This window comes from Oerskovia sp. USHLN155, assembly GCF_037145535.1.
Classification (GTDB): Bacteria; Actinomycetota; Actinomycetes; order Actinomycetales; family Cellulomonadaceae; genus Oerskovia; species Oerskovia rustica.
Genome location: NZ_JBBCXG010000006.1, coordinates 47941 through 65645 on the forward strand (window position 1 = coordinate 47941; position 17705 = coordinate 65645).

At 72.1% G+C, this 17705-nt stretch carries 19 protein-coding genes; 18 read left to right on the plus strand and 1 reads right to left on the minus strand.

Features of this window, described 5'->3' with window-relative positions:
- Positions 1 to 48: 48 nt before the first annotated feature.
- The gene (locus WFH32_RS09825; RefSeq protein WP_336707209.1) at positions 49 to 876 is read right to left on the minus strand and encodes a DUF4184 family protein; all 828 of its coding nucleotides are present in this window, start codon (positions 874 to 876) and stop codon (positions 49 to 51) included.
- Positions 877 to 1186: 310 nt separating this feature from the next.
- Between WFH32_RS09825 and WFH32_RS09830 the strand changes: the two genes are divergently transcribed.
- From WFH32_RS09830 to WFH32_RS09915, 18 genes are all read left to right on the plus strand, one after another.
- Positions 1187 to 1393, plus strand: coding sequence for a hypothetical protein (locus WFH32_RS09830; protein WP_191795328.1), 207 nt, complete (start codon positions 1187 to 1189; stop codon positions 1391 to 1393).
- Positions 1394 to 1499: 106 nt separating this feature from the next.
- Positions 1500 to 3524: a threonine--tRNA ligase gene (thrS, locus tag WFH32_RS09835; protein ID WP_191795329.1), complete on the plus strand. Its 2025-nt coding sequence runs from the start codon at positions 1500 to 1502 to the stop codon at positions 3522 to 3524.
- Between the two features lie 75 nt (positions 3525 to 3599).
- A complete protein-coding gene (locus WFH32_RS09840; RefSeq protein ID WP_336707437.1) occupies positions 3600 to 4175 on the plus strand; it encodes an HIT family protein in 576 nt (191 codons plus the stop codon).
- Complete coding sequence (gene pgsA, locus WFH32_RS09845; protein WP_191795330.1) at positions 4176 to 4826, plus strand: phosphatidylinositol phosphate synthase; 651 nt, start codon at positions 4176 to 4178, stop codon at positions 4824 to 4826. It abuts the gene before it with no gap.
- Between the two features lies 1 nt (position 4827).
- The gene (locus tag WFH32_RS09850; protein WP_404821996.1) at positions 4828 to 5814 is read left to right on the plus strand and encodes a phosphatidylinositol mannoside acyltransferase; all 987 of its coding nucleotides are present in this window, start codon (positions 4828 to 4830) and stop codon (positions 5812 to 5814) included.
- Positions 5815 to 5816: 2 nt separating this feature from the next.
- A complete protein-coding gene (locus tag WFH32_RS09855; RefSeq protein ID WP_336707439.1) occupies positions 5817 to 7028 on the plus strand; it encodes a glycosyltransferase family 4 protein in 1212 nt (403 codons plus the stop codon).
- Entirely contained in the window at positions 7025 to 7696 is a 672-nt protein-coding gene (locus WFH32_RS09860) for a hypothetical protein (RefSeq protein ID WP_191795332.1), read from the plus strand. Before WFH32_RS09855 ends, WFH32_RS09860 begins: the two co-directional genes overlap by 4 nt.
- A 121-nt stretch (positions 7697 to 7817) precedes the next feature.
- On the plus strand, positions 7818 to 8741 hold the full coding sequence (pdxS, locus tag WFH32_RS09865) for a pyridoxal 5'-phosphate synthase lyase subunit PdxS (RefSeq protein ID WP_191795333.1): 924 nt from the start codon (positions 7818 to 7820) through the stop codon (positions 8739 to 8741).
- Between the two features lie 58 nt (positions 8742 to 8799).
- Entirely contained in the window at positions 8800 to 9450 is a 651-nt protein-coding gene (locus WFH32_RS09870) for an NUDIX hydrolase (RefSeq protein ID WP_336707210.1), read from the plus strand.
- 137 nt (positions 9451 to 9587) lie between these two features.
- Positions 9588 to 10247: a pyridoxal 5'-phosphate synthase glutaminase subunit PdxT gene (pdxT, locus tag WFH32_RS09875; RefSeq protein ID WP_336707440.1), complete on the plus strand. Its 660-nt coding sequence runs from the start codon at positions 9588 to 9590 to the stop codon at positions 10245 to 10247.
- A 7-nt stretch (positions 10248 to 10254) separates the two neighbouring features.
- Positions 10255 to 11013, plus strand: coding sequence for a YebC/PmpR family DNA-binding transcriptional regulator (locus tag WFH32_RS09880; protein WP_138824356.1), 759 nt, complete (start codon positions 10255 to 10257; stop codon positions 11011 to 11013).
- Positions 11014 to 11099: 86 nt separating this feature from the next.
- Positions 11100 to 11663, plus strand: coding sequence for a crossover junction endodeoxyribonuclease RuvC (ruvC, locus tag WFH32_RS09885; RefSeq protein WP_138824357.1), 564 nt, complete (start codon positions 11100 to 11102; stop codon positions 11661 to 11663).
- Positions 11664 to 11797: 134 nt separating this feature from the next.
- A complete protein-coding gene (gene ruvA / locus WFH32_RS09890) occupies positions 11798 to 12439 on the plus strand; it encodes a Holliday junction branch migration protein RuvA (RefSeq protein WP_336707214.1) in 642 nt (213 codons plus the stop codon).
- Positions 12440 to 12491: 52 nt separating this feature from the next.
- On the plus strand, positions 12492 to 13565 hold the full coding sequence (ruvB, locus tag WFH32_RS09895; protein ID WP_404822048.1) for a Holliday junction branch migration DNA helicase RuvB: 1074 nt from the start codon (positions 12492 to 12494) through the stop codon (positions 13563 to 13565).
- Positions 13566 to 13681: 116 nt separating this feature from the next.
- A complete protein-coding gene (gene yajC / locus WFH32_RS09900; protein WP_191797194.1) occupies positions 13682 to 14113 on the plus strand; it encodes a preprotein translocase subunit YajC in 432 nt (143 codons plus the stop codon).
- A gap of 127 nt (positions 14114 to 14240) precedes the next feature.
- Positions 14241 to 16001, plus strand: a complete 1761-nt coding sequence (secD, locus tag WFH32_RS09905) for a protein translocase subunit SecD (protein ID WP_336707217.1) — start codon at positions 14241 to 14243, stop codon at positions 15999 to 16001.
- Positions 16001 to 17119 (plus strand): protein translocase subunit SecF, encoded by a 1119-nt coding sequence (secF, locus tag WFH32_RS09910; RefSeq protein WP_191797190.1) that lies wholly within the window; start codon positions 16001 to 16003, stop codon positions 17117 to 17119. The genes secD and secF overlap by 1 nt, the downstream gene beginning before the upstream one ends.
- Positions 17120 to 17125: 6 nt before the next feature.
- Positions 17126 to 17698 carry an adenine phosphoribosyltransferase gene (locus WFH32_RS09915; protein WP_336707220.1) on the plus strand — a complete coding sequence of 191 codons (573 nt, stop codon included), beginning with the start codon at positions 17126 to 17128 and terminating at the stop codon, positions 17696 to 17698.
- Positions 17699 to 17705 lie beyond the last annotated feature (7 nt).

Consider the following 17705-nt stretch of genomic DNA (forward strand, 5'->3'; position numbering starts at 1 on the left):
GGGGGAGGGGAGCCGACGACGTCGCGTGCGTGACGTCGTCGGGCCCGGTCAGTCCCGGGTGGGGGTGCCCGCCGCGACCCGGGCGGTGGACGGACGGCCGTCGCGGCGCCGGGAGGTCGTCCGGACGGCGGCCCACACGACCAGGCCGATCCCCGCGCCGAGCACGGGGTACGTCGCGGCCAGGCGCGCGAGGGAGAAGACGGTCACGGCGTGGTCGGCCGCGACGAGGCGCACCACCGCCCCGACCATCCCGACCGCCGCCCCCGCGCACACGGCGAGCACCGCGGAGCGCAGGTGCTGCGGCTGGGCGACCGGCTCTGCGCGTCGCCACCAGCGCACCGTGAGGGCCGCGATCGTCACGAGGCCGACGAGCGAGCTCCCGTGCTGGAGGTACTTGTATGCCAGCACGCCCGCGACGGGTGTGCGCAGGACGTCCCACGTCTGGACGGCGGTGCCGCGCAGGTGCGTGAAGTCGTCCCAGAGGACGTGCGTGAGCGTGCCCGCCACGGCGAGCCCGACGACGGCCCCCGCGACCGCGAGCGGGTGCGCCGTGCGCGTCGACTCGTCGGGCACCGGCGCGGACCGGCGGGGGAGCGCGGCCAGGAACGGTCCCCGGACGACGAGCACCCACAGAGCGGTGAACGCGAGCGCGAGCGCGAGGTCCACGGTCACGACCCCCAGCAGGCGGTGCGTGGGATGCGCCAGCTCGTCGGTGCCGGGGACCAGGACGTCGAGGAAGAGCGGGGCGTCGGGCACCATCGCGCCGACCGCGAAGGCAGGCAGGGCCCAGAGGAGCAGGTCCGGGGGGAGTGCGCGTCGCGCACGGCGACCGGCGAGGGGGAGGGACACCAGGGCGTGGACGGGCGTGTACGGCACGCGGCACATCATGGCAGCGGCCCACGAGGGGCGGGAAGCCCGCCCACGCCGGGAAAGCTCCGAGGAAGCGTCGGACATCTCACACTTTTCGGACCCGCCCTCCCCAGGATAGAAAATAGTGTGCCAAGCGGCCAGACCTCCCAACCACGACCCACGTACCCCGGCTCACCGACCAGCAGGGAAGGACTGGGTCCGGTCCCGACCGGGGGCGCCGGCGTCGTCCCTCCCGTGGAAGGAAGCTCCGGACGACGGTAGTTTCGCTGGGGCGGGGCAGGAGCCTCGCGACCGACCTGGTGCGAAGGAGACGAGCATGGGAATCGACGACGCCAAGGACAAGGCGGCCGCCGCCGCCGACCAGGCCAAGGAGGGCCTGGGGGGACTGGTCGACAAGGCCAAGGGCTTCCTGACCGACGACAAGATCGACGAGGTCGCCGAGAAGATCAAGGGAATCGCGCCGGACTCTGTCGACGTGCACGTCGACACCCTGGCCGAGAAGGCCAAGGAAGCGAACGACTGATCGGTCGCGGTAAGCACGCGACCGGCCGAGGTCGGTAACATCGAGGGGCGCCGCCGTCTGGTGGCGCCCTTTCCACTGCCCTGTCGAGCCGCTAGGAGCGCGCACCGTGTCAGACGTTCTCTCGTCACCCTTGTCCATCACTCTCGACGGGGAACGGACCACGGTGGAGACGGGGACGACCGGCGTGGACCTGTTCCAGGGTCGCCGCGACGTCGTCGTCCTGCGTGTGAACGGTCAGCTCAAGGACCTCGACACCGCCGTCGCCGAGGGCGACGAGGTCGAGGGCGTGACCATCGACTCGCCCGACGGGCTCGACGTGCTGCGCCACTCCGCCGCGCACGTCCTGGCCCAGGCCGTCCAGCAGGTCAACCCGGACGCGAAGCTCGGCATCGGCCCGCCCATCCGCGACGGCTTCTACTACGACTTCGACGTCGAGACCCCGTTCACCCCCGACGACCTCAAGGCCCTCGACAAGGCGATGGCCCGCATCGTCAAGGACGGCCAGACGTTCAAGCGTCGCGTCGTGACCGAGGACGAGGCGCGCGCCGAGCTCGCGAACGAGCCCTACAAGCTCGAGCTGATCGGCCTCAAGGGCTCCGGCTCGGTCGACGAGGAGGCAGGGGAGGGCGTGTCGGTCGAGGTCGGCGCCGGCGAGCTCACCATCTACGACAACCTTCGTCGCGACGGCTCCGTGGCCTGGAAGGACCTGTGCCGGGGCCCGCACCTGCCCAGCACTCGCCTCATCGGCAACGGCTTCCAGCTCATGCGCAGCGCCGCCGCCTACTGGCGCGGCAGCGAGAAGAACCCCCAGCTCCAGCGCGTCTACGGCACGGCCTGGCCCACCAAGGACGAGCTGCGCGCCTACACCGAGCGCCTGGCCGAGGCCGAGCGCCGCGACCACCGTCGCCTGGGCGTCGAGCTCGACCTCTTCTCGTTCCCGGACGAGATCGGCTCCGGCCTCGCGGTCTTCCACCCCAAGGGCGGGATCATCCGCAACGAGATGGAGGAGTACTCGCGCAAGCGGCACATCGAGGCGGGCTACTCGTTCGTCAACTCCCCGCACATCACCAAGGAGAAGCTGTACCAGGTCTCCGGGCACCTCGACTGGTACGCCGAGGGCATGTACCCCCCCATGCACCTCGACGAGGAGCGCGACGCCGACGGCACGCTGCGCCGTGCCGGGCAGAACTACTACCTCAAGCCCATGAACTGCCCCATGCACAACCTGATCTTCGACGCGCGCGGCCGCTCGTACCGTGAGCTCCCGCTGCGCCTCTTCGAGTTCGGGACGGTCTACCGCTACGAGAAGTCGGGCGTCGTGCACGGCCTGACCCGGGCCCGCGGCTTCACCCAGGACGACGCGCACATCTACTGCACGCGCGACCAGATGAAGTCCGAGCTGACCGACGCGCTCAACTTCGTCCTCGACCTGCTCAAGGACTACGGCCTCGACGACTTCTACCTCGAGCTCTCGACGCGCGACCCCGAGAAGTCGGTCGGCACGGACGACGCCTGGGAGGAGGCGACCGAGACGCTGCGTCAGGTCGCCGAGGAGTCGGGCCTGGCCCTCGTGCCGGACCCGGGCGGCGCCGCTTTCTACGGCCCCAAGATCTCGGTCCAGGCGAAGGACGCGATCGGCCGCACCTGGCAGATGTCGACCATCCAGCTCGACTTCAACCTGCCGGAGAAGTTCGACCTCGAGTACCAGGCCTCGGACGGCACGCGTCAGCGCCCCGTCATGATCCACCGTGCGCTGTTCGGCTCGATCGAGCGCTTCTTCGCGGTGCTCACCGAGCACTACGCGGGCGCGTTCCCGGCGTGGCTCGCCCCGGTCCAGGTCGTGGCCGTGCCGGTCGCGGAGCCCTTCAACGACTACCTGGCAGACGTCGTCGCCCAGCTCCGGGCCCAGGGGATCCGTGCCGAGGTCGACTACTCGGACGACCGCTTCGGCAAGAAGATCCGCACGGCCAGCACCCAGAAGGTGCCGTTCGTGCTCATCGCCGGCGGCGAGGACGTCGAGGCCGGCGCGGTGTCGTTCCGGTACCGCGACGGGCGCCAGGACAACGGCGTGCCCGTGGCCGAGGCCATCGAGCGGATCGTGTCTGCGGTCCGCGAGCGCAGCCAGGTCTGACGCGTGACGTCGGACGGCGCAGGGGCCGGGTACTCGGTCGAGGGCCCGGAGGGGCATCCTCGGTTCGACGACGGGATGGACCGGTTGTGGACGCCGCACCGGATGGTCTACATCGGTGGGCAGGACAAGCCGGTCGACGACCGGTCGTCGTCGTGCCCGTTCTGCCGGGTCCCTGCGCTGTCCGACGAGGACGGGTTGGTGGTGGCGCGGGGCACGTGGTGCTTCGTGGTGCTCAACCTGTACCCGTACAACCCGGGGCACCTGATGGTGTGCCCGTACCGGCACGTGTCGGACTACACGGAGCTGACGCCCGAGGAGACCGAAGAGCTGGCGCGGTTGTCGCAGCGGGCGATGCGGGTCACGCGCGCGGTGTCGGGTCCTGACGGGTTCAACCTGGGGATGAACCAGGGGGCGGTCGCGGGGGCCGGTATCGCGGCGCACCTGCACCAGCACGTGGTGCCGCGCTGGTCGGGGGACGCGAACTTCCTGCCGATCGTGGCGCACACCAAGGCGGTGCCGGAGCTGTTGGGGGACACCCGGGCCCGGTTGGCGGCGGCGTGGGGTGCGGCACCGTTCGCGGCACCTGACCAGGCTGCCGGGGCGGACGAGAACGACGTGGCGCCGGTGGCGCCCACTTCCGAGGAGAGCTAGATGTTCGGTCGGCTGCGCGCCGTCGTGACGAAGTTGTTCACGCCGATCGCGGCGTTCCTGCTGCGCGTCGGGGTGTCCCCGGACGCGGTCACGGTCGTGGGGACCCTCGGGGTCGTGGCGTCCGCGCTGTGGCTGTTCCCGACGGGGCACCTGTTCGCGGGCACCATGGCGATCATGGTCTTCGCGTTCTCGGATGCTCTCGACGGAGTGATGGCGCGCCTGTCGGGGCGCTCGGGTCCGTGGGGCGCTTTCCTGGACTCGACGCTGGACCGGCTGGCGGACGCCGCGATCTTCACGGGGCTGATCGTGTGGTTCGTGCGCACGGAGAACACGTGGGGCATCACGGTGGGGCTCGCGTGCCTGGTCCTGGGGTCGGTCGTCCCGTACGCGCGGGCCAGGGCCGAGGGGCTGGGCATGACGGCTGCCGTGGGGATCGCGGAGCGTGCCGACCGACTGGTCGTGACGCTCGTCGCGGCGGGGCTCGTGGGCCTGGGGCTGCCGGTCGCGGTGCTGGTCGTGGTGCTGGGCCTGCTTGCGGTCGCGAGCGCCGTGACGGTGGTGCAGCGGATGGCGACGGTCCGTCGTCAGGCGGTCGCTGCTGCGGGGGGTGCGCCGTCGGAGGGTGCTGCGGCGTCCGAGGGTGGTGCCTGAGGTGGGGGTGAGTGCGGACAAGGCGTTCACGTTCGCGTGGCGCAACGCGCACAAGGTGCCGGAGCCGGTGCTGCGCGGGTTGTTCACGGTGATCGCGGACGTGGCGTGGGCGTCGCGCAAGGGGGGTGTGCCGCAGCTGGAGAGGAATCTGGCGCGGGTGCGTCCGGACCTGGACGCGCGGGGGTTGCGCCGGTTGAGCCGGGCGGGCATGCGGTCGTACATGCGGTACTACCGGGAGGCGTTCACGTTGCCGGCGGCGTCGCCTGCGCAGATCGAGGCGCGGGTGCGGCTCGAGGGGTTCGAGAACTGCCTGCAGTTCACGTCGCAGGGGGTGACGCCGTTGCTGGCGCTGGGGCACATGGGCAACTGGGACCTGGCGGGGGCGTATGCGACGCCGCACATCGCGCCGGTGCTGACGGTCGCGGAGCGGCTCAAGCCCGAGGAGCTGTTCCAGGAGTTCCTGGCGTTCCGGAACTCGTTGGGGATCGAGATCCTGGCGCTGGGTGACGGGGACGTGTTCCGTGAGCTGATGCGCGGTGCGCGGGGGCCGGGGAAGCTGATCCCGTTGCTCGCGGACCGTGACCTGACGGAGCGGGGCGTGGAGGTGGACCTGTTCGGTGAGCGGGCCCGGGTGGCTGCGGGGCCGGCGGCGCTGGCGGTCTCGACGGGGGCGCCGTTGTTGACGGCGTCGATCCGGTACGAGCGGCTGACGGGGCCCCGGCGGCGGGCGGCGGGGACGCCGTGGGGGATCGTGATCCGGTTCTTCCCGCAGGTCGCGGTGCCGGACGGTGTGCCACGCAGCGAGCGGGTGGCGGCGGTGACGCAGGCGTGGGTCGACCAGCTGGCGGAGGGTGTCGCCGCGGACCCGGAGGACTGGCACATGCTGCAGAAGGTGTTCGTGGCGGACCTGGACCCGGACCGGTACGCCCGGACGCGGGCGAAGGACGCGCAGGGTTCGACGGGTGGAGGGGCGGTGGGCTCGGCATGAGCCTGAAGGTCGGGATCGTGTGCCCGTACTCGTTCGACGTCCCGGGGGGTGTGCAGTTCCACATCCGGGACCTGGCGGAGGCGCTCATGGCGCAGGGGCACGAGGTGTCGGTGCTGGCCCCTGCGGACGAGGACACCCCTATCCCGGACTACATCACGTCCGCGGGTCGTGCGGTGCCGGTGAAGTACAACGGGTCGGTGGCGCGGATGACGTTCGGTCCGGTCACGGCGGCGCGGGTGCGCCGGTGGTTGGACGCGGGCCAGTTCGACGTGCTGCACCTGCACGAGCCGGTGACGCCGTCGTTGAGCATGCTGGCGCTGTGGATCGCGCAGGGTCCGATCGTGGCGACGTTCCACACGGCGCTGATCCGTTCGCGGGCGCTGCAGGTGGTGTACCCGTTGGTGCGGCAGAGCCTGGAGAAGATCTCGGCGCGCATCGCGGTCTCGGAGGACGCGCGGCGCACGCTCGTGGAGCACATGGGTGGTGACGCGGTCGTGATCCCGAACGGGGTGTACGTCGACACGTTCGCCGACGCGGAGCCGTCCGCGAAGTGGCAGGGGACCCCGGATGCGCCGACGATCGCGTTCCTGGGGCGACTGGACGAGCCGCGCAAGGGCCTGCCGGTCCTGACGGCCGCGATCCCGCGCATCCTGGAGCAGGTCCCGGGGGCGCGCTTCCTGGTCGCGGGTCGTGGGGACCAGGGGCGCGCGGACGCCCTGGAGGCTCTGGGCGAGGCCGCGAGCGCCGTGGAGTTCCTGGGGTCGATCTCGGACGAGGAGAAGGCGTCGCTGCTGTCGTCGGTGGACCTGTACATCGCGCCGCAGACGGGCGGGGAGTCCTTTGGGATCGTGCTGGTGGAGGCGATGAGCGCGGGGGCGTGCGTGGTGGCCTCGGACCTGGGGGCGTTCCGCCGGGTGCTGGACGAGGGGGAGGCGGGGGCGTTGTTCCCGGTGGGGGACTCGGCCGCGTTGGCGGAGACGGTGGTGCGGGTCCTGGCGGACCCGGCAGGCAGGGAGGGGTATTGCGAGCGGGCGATCTCGTTCGTGCGCCGGTTCGACTGGTCGACGGTGACGGCGGAGGTGCTCGCGGTGTACGAGATGGCGTTGGCGGCGTCGGACGCGGTGATCCCGGTGCACGAGGACCCGGCGTCGCTGCGTGGCGGTCGTCGGTTGGGGTTGTGGCCCCGCCCGGAGCAGGAGAGGAGCCCGTCGTGACGTGGTCGGAGATCGCCATCATCGTGGTGGCGGTGGTGCTGCTGGCGGGGTGGGCCCTGTGGGTCGCGGCTTCGCGCCTGGACCGGTTGCACCGCAAGGTCATGGCGTCGCGGCTGGCGTTGGACGCGCAGCTCGAGCGGCGGGCGTCGACGGCGTTGGACCTGGCGGGGGCGGGGGAGCTGGACCCGGCGAGCTCGGTCCTGGTCGCGGAGGCGGCGTACGCGGTGCTGGACGACGACCTGCGCATGCGGGAGGTCGCGGCGGCGGTGCCGGGCCTGGCGGAGCTGGTGGCGGCCCCGGAGGGGGTGCGCAGGCCCGACGGCGGCACGCCCGTGGTGCGGGCGCCTCGCCTCCTGGCGGGGGTGGGGATGCAGCGGGCGATGGCGGAGAGCGACCTGTCGGCGACGTTGCGCGCGGCGCTCGAGGACCCGCAGGAGGTCGCGGAGATCCGGGCCTCGCCGGTGGGGGCGGAGCTGTTGGCCGCGTTGGCGGGGGCCTGGTACCGGGCGCAGATCGCCCGCCGGTTCCACAACGAGGCGGTGGCGCAGACGCAGCGCCTGCGCCGTACGTGGTACGCCCGGGCGTTCTCCCTGGCGGGGCACGCGCCCATGCCGGTCACGGTCGAGCTGGACGACGCGTGGCCCCCGGCGCTGGACCGCAACCCCTGAGCGGTTCCGGTGCCCGAGGGGTGAGCGTGCCTCCGTAGACTGGGGGTGACGTGCAAGCATGTCGGCGGCACGAGCGTGACCCCTGCTCGTGCGTCCCAACGTGAAGATTCGAGGTTTCGCGGTGTCCGTGGAGAATTCCGGCGAGAACAGCCCCCAGGTGACCGACGTCGTCGGCTCGGCCAAGGTCAAGCGCGGCATGGCCGAGATGCTCAAGGGCGGCGTCATCATGGACGTCGTCACGCCCGAGCAGGCGAAGATCGCGGAGGACGCCGGTGCGGTGGCCGTCATGGCCCTCGAGCGCGTCCCGGCGGACATCCGTGCCCAGGGTGGCGTCTCGCGCATGAGCGACCCCGACATGATCGACGGCATCATCGCGGCCGTGTCGATCCCGGTCATGGCCAAGGCGCGCATCGGCCACTTCGTCGAGGCGCAGGTGCTGCAGGCCCTGGGTGTCGACTACATCGACGAGTCCGAGGTCCTGACCCCGGCCGACTACGCGCACCACATCGACAAGTGGGCGTTCGACGCACCGTTCGTGTGCGGGGCGACGAACCTGGGCGAGGCCCTGCGCCGCATCACCGAGGGCGCGGCCATGATCCGCTCCAAGGGCGAGGCCGGCACGGGCGACGTGTCCAACGCGACGACGCACATGCGCACCATCCGCGCCGAGATCCGCCGCCTGACCTCCCTGCCGGAGGACGAGCTGTTCGTCGCCGCGAAGGAGCTGCAGGCGCCGTACGAGCTCGTCAAGGAGATCGCGGCGACGGGCAAGCTGCCCGTGGTCATGTTCACCGCGGGCGGTATCGCGACCCCGGCCGACGCCGCCATGATGATGCAGCTCGGCGCCGAGGGCGTGTTCGTCGGCTCGGGCATCTTCAAGTCCGGCAACCCCGCCCAGCGCGCCGCGGCGATCGTCAAGGCCACCACGTTCTACGACGACCCGGCCGTCCTGGCGGACGTCTCGCGCGGTCTGGGCGAAGCCATGGTCGGCATCAACGTCGACGAGCCCGCGCGATCGATCCAGTTCGCCGAGCGCGGCTGGTGACCCCGCGGGCCGGTCGGGGCGTCCCGGAGCCCCGGGGCCACGCCCCCGTGACCTCCTCGTGACGAGCACCCCCGACCGGCCTGTCGGCCACGCCCAGACCGGGGCGGGCGCACCCGCTGCGCCCACCCCGGCGGCGGCCGCCGCCCCCGCCGACCCCACGCCGGGTCCCCCGAGCGCGCTCGGCCCCGACTGGGTCCTCGGCCCCGACGGGCTGCGCCACCGGCGCGGCGCCCGCGTCCTGCTCCTCGACGCCGCGGACCGGGTCCTGCTCGCGCGCGGCCACGACACCGACCAGCCCGACCGCTCCTGGTGGTTCACCATCGGCGGCGGCATCGAACCCGGCGAGAGCGACCTCGACGCCGCGGTGCGCGAGGTCCGCGAGGAGACCGGGCTGCACCTGGACCCCGCCACGCTCGAGGGCCCCGTGTGGACCCGCTCCGCGATCTTCGACTTCTACCGCGAACGCTGCCGTCAGGACGAGGTCTTCTACCTCGCCCGTCTCACCGACCAGCACACGAGCCGGCCCCTGACCCGCGACGGGTGGACCGAGGTCGAGCACGACGTCGTCGACGAGATGCGCTGGTGGACCCTGCCCGAGCTGCGCACCGTGACCATCGAGGTCTTCCCCGCCGGGCTGTCCGACCTCCTCGAACCGCTCCTCGGCGGCTGGGACGGGAGCACCCGCCACCTCGGCGAAGCCACCGAGTAGCCAGCCCCACCCGGCCCGGTTCAGCCCGGCCCGGCCGCGCCCCGCTCCACCCGGACCCGGCCGGGCGCGACGACGTCAGCCGGGCACCGCCGTCGGGCACCTCGCACCCCGCCCACGCGCACCACGTACGATGGGCGATCGTGAAACCGGTCATTGGAGTACTCGCCCTGCAGGGCGACGTCCGCGAGCACGTGGCTGCCCTCGACGTGGCCGGCGCCCGCGCCGTCACCGTGCGGCGCCCCACCGAGCTCGCCGGCCTCGACGGCCTCGTGCTCCCCGGCGGGGAGTCGACCACGATCGACAAGCTGCTGCGGATCTTCGAGCTGTTCGACCCGCTGCGCACCGCGATCGGGGCCGGGCTGCCCGTGTACGGGTCGTGCGCCGGCATGATCCTGCTCGCCGACCGCGTCCTGGGCGCCACGCACGACCAGCAGACCCTCGGCGGGCTGGACGTCACGGTGCGCCGCAACGCGTTCGGGCGCCAGGTCGACTCGTTCGAGTCGTCCGTCGAGATGACCGGCGTCCCCGGCGGGCCCGTGCCCGCCGCGTTCATCCGCGCCCCCTGGGTCGAGGAGACCGGCCCCGGGGTCCAGGTCCTGGCCCGCACCCGCCACCGCGGCGCGGCCGCGCACGCACGCTCCGGCGACGAGCCGGACGCCGGTGCCGCCGGGACCGGTGACGCCGCAGGTAGAATCGTCGCAGTACGTCAGGGAACGTTGCTCGCCACCTCCTTCCACCCCGAGATCACGGGCGATGCGCGGGTGCACGAGCTCTTCGTCGCAATCGTGAAGGAGTAACAGGGGTATGTCAGGACACTCCAAGTGGGCTACGACCAAGCACAAGAAGGCCGTGATCGACGCCAAGCGCGGCAAGCTGTTCGCCAAGCTCATCAAGAACATCGAGGTCGCGGCCCGCACGGGCGGCGGGGACCTCGCCGGTAACCCCACGCTCTTCGACGCCGTCCAGAAGGCCAAGAAGTCCTCGGTCCCCAACGACAACATCGACCGCGCCCTCAAGCGCGGCTCGGGCCAGGAAGCCGGCGGCGCCGACTACCAGACGATCATGTACGAGGGCTACGGCACGGGCGGCATCGCCGTCCTCGTCGAGTGCCTCACCGACAACAAGAACCGTGCCGCCGCCGAGGTCCGCATCGCGTTCACGCGCAACGGCGGCCAGCTCGCCGACCCCGGCTCGGTCTCCTACCTGTTCTCCCGCAAGGGCGTCATCGTGGTCCCCAAGGAGGGCACCACCGAGGACGACGTCATGGAGGCCGTCCTCGAGGCGGGCGGCGAGGAGGTCACCGACGAGGGCGACACGTTCGAGATCCTCACCGAGGCCACCGACCTCGTCGCGGTCCGCACCGCGCTGCAGGACGCCGGCATCGAGTACGACTCCGCCGACGTCGTCTTCCACCCGTCCATGGAGGTCGAGGTCGACGCCGAGGGCGCCCGCAAGATCCTGCGCCTCATCGACGCCCTCGAGGACAGCGACGACGTGCAGAACGTCTACGCGAACTTCACCGCGAGCGACGAGGTCATGGCCGAGCTCGAGAACGACGACTGACCCACCCCCTGGTGTGACGAAGGGCTCCCACGCGCACGCACGCGTGGGAGCCCTTCGCCGTGGGCGGCCCGTGAGAAGGTGAGCGCGTGCGCGTGCTCGGAGTGGACCCAGGACTGACCCGCTGCGGGGTCGGCGTCGTCGACTCGCTGCCCGGCCGGCGCGCCCGCATGGTCGCGGTCGGGGTCCTGCAGAGCCCGCCCGACCAGTCGGTCGACCTGCGCCTGCTCACCATCTCCCAACGCCTCGACGCGTGGATGGACGAGCACGTCCCCGACGTCGTGGCCGTCGAACGCGTCTTCGCCCAGCACAACGTCAGCACCGTCATGGGCACCGCCCAGGTCGCCGGCCTCGCGATGGTCGCCGCCGCCCGCCGCGGGGTGCCCGTCGCGATGCACACCCCGAGCGAGGTCAAGGCCGCCGTGACCGGCACCGGGCGCGCCGACAAGATCCAGGTCCAGCGCATGGTCGCGCGCATCCTCGAGCTCGCGGAGCTGCCCAAGCCCGCCGACGCCGCCGACGCCCTGGCCCTCGCGATCTGCCACCTGTGGCGCCCCGCAGGCGCCCTGCAGGGCGGCGACCGGCACCAGCTCACCCCCGCCCAACGCGCGTGGGCCGCGGCCGAGCAGGCCTCGCGCGGCCCCCGCCGCTGACCCCCACCGCCCGTGCCCGACGGCGAGGCTCACCCGGGACCACCGCCGCCCGTTGCTAGAGTGACCCACGGTTCGTACAGGTGTTCGGGGCCGGTCGCACGCGGCCGGGGCCCGCGAGGAAGCATGGAGGCACAGTGATCGCTTCGCTGTCGGGCACGGTCGCGGACGTCCGCCTGGACCGCGCCGTCATCGACGTGGGAGGCGCCGGGGGAGCCGTGGGCTACCTCGTCCACGCGACCCCCGCGACCCTGTCCGCGCTGCGCGTGGGCGAACCCGCCCGCCTGGCCACGAGCATGGTCGTGCGCGAGGACTCCTTCACGCTGTTCGGGTTCGCCGACGACGACGAGCGCGCCGTGTTCGAGGCCGTGCAGACCGTCAGCGGCGTCGGCCCGCGCCTGGCCCTGGCCATGCTCGCGGTCCACACGCCCGACGGGCTGCGCCGCGCCGTGGCGGGCGAGGACATCGCCGCGCTCATGCGCGTGCCCGGCATCGGGCGCAAGGGCGCCCAGCGCATCGCGCTCGAGCTCGGCGACAAGCTCGGGGCCCCCACGGGCGCGGACCCTGACCAGACCCCGGGCGGCCCGGACGCCCCCGTGGTCGACGACCAGCGCGACCAGGTCGTCCAGGCGCTCGTCGGCCTCGGATGGAACCCCAAGGCCGCCGAGGACGCCCTCGCCACGGTCCTGACCCAGGCCGGGGCCAACGCCGTCGCCCCCGACGAGATCGCCGGTGCCCTGCGCGCCGCGCTGCGCGTCCTGGGCGGCCCCCGTGGCTGACTTCGACCGCGTCGGGTACGAGGACGGGCACGAGCCGTTCACGTCCGAGCGCATCGTGACCTCGACCGCGGACGACCTCGAGCGCGCCGCCGAGGCCGCCCTGCGACCGCGCCGCCTCGAGGAGTTCGTCGGGCAGCTCGTCGTGCGCGACCAGCTCTCCCTCGTCCTGCAGGCCGCCGTCGCGCGCGGCGCCACCCCCGACCACGTCCTGCTCTCGGGCCCGCCCGGGCTCGGCAAGACGACCCTCGCGATGATCATCGCGGCCGAGCTCGGCACGTCGCTGCGCGTCACGTCGGGCCCCGCGATCCAGCACGCGGGCGACCTCGCCGCGGTCCTGTCCTCCCTCGAGGAGGGCGAGGTCCTGTTCATCGACGAGATCCACCGCCTCGCGCGCCCCGCCGAGGAGCTGCTGTACGTCGCGATGGAGGACTTCCGGGTCGACGTCGTCGTCGGCAAGGGGGCCGGCGCGAGCGCCATCCCGCTGTCCCTGCCGCCGTTCACCGTCGTGGGCGCCACCACGCGCGCCGGGCTCCTGCCCGCCCCGCTGCGCGACCGCTTCGGGTTCACCGGCCACCTCGACTTCTACTCCGCCGAAGAGCTCGAACGCGTCATCATCCGCTCGGCCGGGCTGCTCGGCGTCGAGATCAAGCACGCCGCCGCCCACGAGATCTCCGGCCGGTCGCGCGGCACGCCCCGCATCGCGAACCGCCTCCTGCGCCGCGTGCGGGACTGGGCGCAGGTACGCGGCGACGGCACCATGGACCTGCGGGCCGCACGCGCCGCCCTGGAGGTCTACGAGGTCGACGAGCTGGGCCTCGACCGCCTCGACCGTGCCGTCCTGGGGGCCCTGTGCACCCGGTTCGGGGGAGGGCCAGTGGGCCTGAGCACCCTCGCCGTGACCGTGGGCGAGGAGTCCGAGACGGTGGAGACCGTCGCCGAGCCCTTCCTCGTGCGCGAGGGCCTGATCGGGCGCACCCCGCGCGGCCGCGTGGCCACCCCCGCGGCCTGGGCCCACCTCGGGCTCACCCCTCCCGACCCCCTGACGCCCCGGGGACCCGGCGCCGGGCTCGCGCAGCGGACGGGCTCCGCGCGGTCGGGCGGAACCCTGTTCGACACGGGGGCCTAGACTGAGGGAATCTGAGCGGCGGAACTCCACGGCCGGACGGTTCGTTGGTGATCCGTACGCGTGCGCCTAGACTGCCGCGCAGATCCCAGCACAGAACAGGAACCGGTTACCCCGTCATGGACTTCAGCCTCATTCTCATCCTCGCTCTCGCCGCCGGAGCGATGTTCCTCATGACCAACCGGTCGCGCAAGGCTCAGAAGGAAGCGGCTGCCTTCCGGACCAACCTGGCCCCCGGCCAGGAGGTCATGACCGGGTCGGGCCTGTTCGGCACCATCGTCGACGTCGACGAGGAGAAGGACATCATCACGATCGAGTCCACGCCCGGCACCCAGACGCGCTGGCTGCGTGCGGCGATCGCCAAGCTCGTCGAGCCGCCCGTCGAGGAAGAGGGCATCGACGAGCAGGCCGAGGGCACCGAGGAGGACGCGGTCTACGGCGACGCAGAGCGCATCTCCACGACGGACGACGTCCTGGACGTCCCGGACGACCTGTCCGGGCTCACGGACAAGCCGGGTGACAAGCGGGACGACGGCACCGACAGCAAGTGACACCACGTCGCACCCCGATCCCGGGGTGCGACGTCGACCCGCGCCATCTCGCGATGTCGCGCGCACGAGAAGAGACGGATAGTTGGCCACCTCCAACACACGACGCGCCAGGCCCGTACGCACCCTGGTGACCCTCGCTGTACTGATCCTCGCGTTGTTCGCGTCGATCTTCGCCGGCACCAAGTGGTCGGACGCGAGCACCACGCCAGGACTCGCCCTCGACCTGGAGGGCGGCACGCAGATCATCCTGACGCCGATCGCCTCCGAGGGTGAGGTCACCGACGAGACGATCCAGCAGGCGATCAACGTGATCCGCCAGCGCGTCGACTCCTCGGGAGTGACCGAGGCCGAGATCACGAGCCAGGGCAAGAACATCGTCGTCGGGCTGCCCGGCACCCCGAGCGACGAGACGCTCGACCTCGTGCGCAAGTCCGCGCAGATGCGGTTCCGCCCGGTCCTGACCGTCGGTGCCCCCACCCCGGTGGAGTCCGAGACCCCGGCCGAGGCTCCCGCGGAGCCCGAGACGCCCGTCGTCCCGGCCAACCCGAGCGACCTCGCCCAGATCACCCCCGCGGTCCAGGCCGAGTTCGACGCGCTCGACTGCACCGACCCCAAGAACCTCACGGGCGGGCTGGGTGACGAGCCCGACGCGCCCCTGGTCACGTGCGCCGACGACGGCAGCGCGAAGTACATCCTGGGGCCGGTCGAGATCGAGGGCACCGAGATCTCCAACGCCAGCTCGGGCATGGGCACCACGCCCCAGGGCGTGAGCACCGGCCAGTGGGTCGTCAACCTCGAGTTCAACAACGAGGGCACCGAGGCCTTCAAGGACACGACGACGCGCCTGGTCTCGCTGCCCTCCCCGCAGAACGCGTTCGCGCTCGTCCTCGACGGGCTCGTCATCTCCGCCCCCACCGCGAACGACGTCATCACGGACGGCAAGGCCGAGATCTCGGGCAGCTTCAACCGTGAGAGCGCCGCACTGCTCGCCAACCAGCTCAACTTCGGCTCGCTCCCGCTGACCTTCGAGGTCCAGAGCGAGCAGCAGATCTCCGCGACCCTCGGCAGCGAGCAGCTCGAGAAGGGCCTCATCGCCGGTGCGATCGGCCTCCTGCTGGTCGTCATCTACTCGCTCTTCCAGTACCGGGCCCTGGGCCTGGTCACCGTCGCCTCGCTCGGCATCGCCGCAGTGCTCACCTTCGGGGTGATCCTGCTGCTGTCGTGGACGATCGGGTACCGGCTCTCGCTGCCCGGCGTCGCCGGCATCATCGTCGCCATCGGCATCACCGCGGACTCGTTCATCGTCTACTTCGAACGCATCCGCGACGAGCTGCGGGACGGCCGCACCCTGAACTCGGCCGTCGAGAAGGGCTGGGACCGCGCACGCCGCACCATCCTGGCCTCCGACGCGGTCAACTTCCTCGCCGCGGTCGTGCTGTACTTCCTGGCCGTGGGCGGCGTCCGCGGCTTCGCGTTCACGCTCGGACTGACGACCCTGGTCGACCTGATCGTGGTCTTCATGTTCACCCACCCGGTCATGCAGCTCCTCGCGAGGACCAAGTTCTTCGCCAACGGGCACCCCGCCTCAGGTCTGGACCCGCGCCGCCTCGGCGCGACCACCCGCTACGCGGGACGGGGCCGCGTCAGCCGTTCCGGTGCCACCGCCGACCAGGACGCGCCGACTGTCGACGCACCGGTCGACGAGCCCTTCGACCGCCCCGCGCGCGAGAAGGTCGGCGCAGGCGCCAGCCTCGGTGCCGCGTCGGCAGGCGAGGGCTCGCGCATGACGATCGCCGAGCGCCGGGCCGCGGCCCGCCGTGCGGCCGAGTCCGACGCCACCACCACCGGCTCCTTGACCGAGGGCAACAAGAACGAGGAGAACCTCTGATGGCGCAGGGATTCGCCCAGTGGGGCAACGACCTCTACACGGGACGCAAGTCCTACCAGATCGTCGGCAACCGCCGCCGCTTCTACATCGTCGCGATCGTCATGGTCGTCCTGTCGTTCGGCGTCCTGCTCACCAAGGGGTTCAACCTCGGGATCGACTTCCGCGGCGGCTCCGAGTTCGTCGTCTCGAACGTCACCGAGACGGACCAGCAGCCGGCCATCGACGCCGTGGCCGAGGTCGCCCCGGCCGAGGTCCCGCGCGTCACGACCGTCGGCGGCGCCGCGATCCGCGTCCAGACCGACCGCCTGACCGCCGACGAGGTCACCGAGGTACGGGACGCGCTCGCAGGCGCCTACTCCGTGACCGAGGACGACGTCACGACCGCGTTCATCGGCCCGAGCTGGGGCAAGGACGTCTCGCAGAAGGCCATCACGGGCCTCATCGTCTTCCTCGCCCTCGTCGGCCTCGTCATGACGATCTACTTCCGCAACTGGCGCATGGCCGCCGCGGCGCTCATCGCGCTCTTCCACGACCTCATCATCACGGTCGGGATCTACGCGGCGATCGGCTGGGAGGTCACCCCGGCGACCGTGATCGGCTTCCTGACGATCCTCGGGTACTCGATCTACGACACCGTCGTGGTCTTCGACAAGGTCCGTGAGAACACGCACGGCATCCTCGACCAGACCCGCAGCACCTACGCCGAGCGCGCGAACCTCGCGGTCAACCAGACCCTGGTCCGCTCGATCAACACCTCGGTCGTGGCCCTGCTGCCCGTGAGCGCGATCCTGTTCATCGGCGCGTTCCTCCTCGGAGCCGGCACGCTGCGCGACATCTCCCTCGCGCTGTTCGTCGGCATGGCCGTCGGCGCCTACTCCTCGATCTTCCTGGCCACGCCCCTGGAGGTCACGCTGCGCGAGCGCGAGCCCGCCATCAAGGAGCACACCAAGAAGGTCCTCGAGAAGCGTGCGGCCCTCGCCGCGCAGGCCGCGGAGTCGACGGGCGGCGCGACGGACGACGCCGCCCTGGCCGCCGCCGGGGTCCAGGGCGCCGGCCAGCTCCAGCCCGGCTCCCACCAGGGCGTCAAGGCGCAGCCGCGACGCAAGCGGGGGCACTGACCCCTCATGAGCACCAGCAGCATCCTTCCCGTCGGCCTGACGGGCCTGGGGGACGAACGCGCGGCCGAGGTCCTCGGACTGATCCGCGACGTCCAGGACTACCCCCAGCCCGGTGTCACGTTCCGTGACATCACCGGCCTGCTCGCCGACGGCAGGGCGCTCGGCGACGTGGTCGACTCCCTCGCGGCCTTCGCCGCGGGGGGCGTCGACCTCGTCGCCGGTCTGGAGGCCCGTGGCTTCCTGATCGGCGCCCCGCTCGCGACCCGCCTCGGCGTCGGCTTCCTGCCGTTGCGCAAGGCGGGCAAGCTCCCGCCGCCCACCGAGACCGTGACCTACGACCTCGAGTACGGCACCGCCTCGATCGAGCTGCGCACCGGGACGCTCGCCCCCGGGGCGCGGGTCCTCGTGGTCGACGACGTGCTCGCCACGGGCGGGACGGCCTCGGCCGGTGCCGAGCTCGTGGAGCGCTGCGGCGGCGTCGTCGTCGGCCTCGCCTTCCTGCTCGAGCTCGACGGGCTGGGGGGCCGCGAACGGCTCGCGGGCCGCCAGGTCGACACGCTCCTGCGCGTGGAGTCGTAGGATTGCC

Coding starts and splice junctions, on each gene's coding strand:
- WFH32_RS09830 (WP_191795328.1), top strand. CDS start 1,187: ATGGGAATCGACGACGCCAAGGACAAGGCGGCCGCCGCCGCCGACCAG.
- WFH32_RS09840 (WP_336707437.1), top strand. CDS start 3,600: ATGGACCGGTTGTGGACGCCGCACCGGATGGTCTACATCGGTGGGCAG.
- pgsA (WP_191795330.1), top strand. CDS start 4,176: ATGTTCGGTCGGCTGCGCGCCGTCGTGACGAAGTTGTTCACGCCGATC.
- WFH32_RS09880 (WP_138824356.1), top strand. CDS start 10,255: ATGTCAGGACACTCCAAGTGGGCTACGACCAAGCACAAGAAGGCCGTG.
- yajC (WP_191797194.1), top strand. CDS start 13,682: ATGGACTTCAGCCTCATTCTCATCCTCGCTCTCGCCGCCGGAGCGATG.
- secF (WP_191797190.1), top strand. CDS start 16,001: ATGGCGCAGGGATTCGCCCAGTGGGGCAACGACCTCTACACGGGACGC.
- WFH32_RS09915 (WP_336707220.1), top strand. CDS start 17,126: ATGAGCACCAGCAGCATCCTTCCCGTCGGCCTGACGGGCCTGGGGGAC.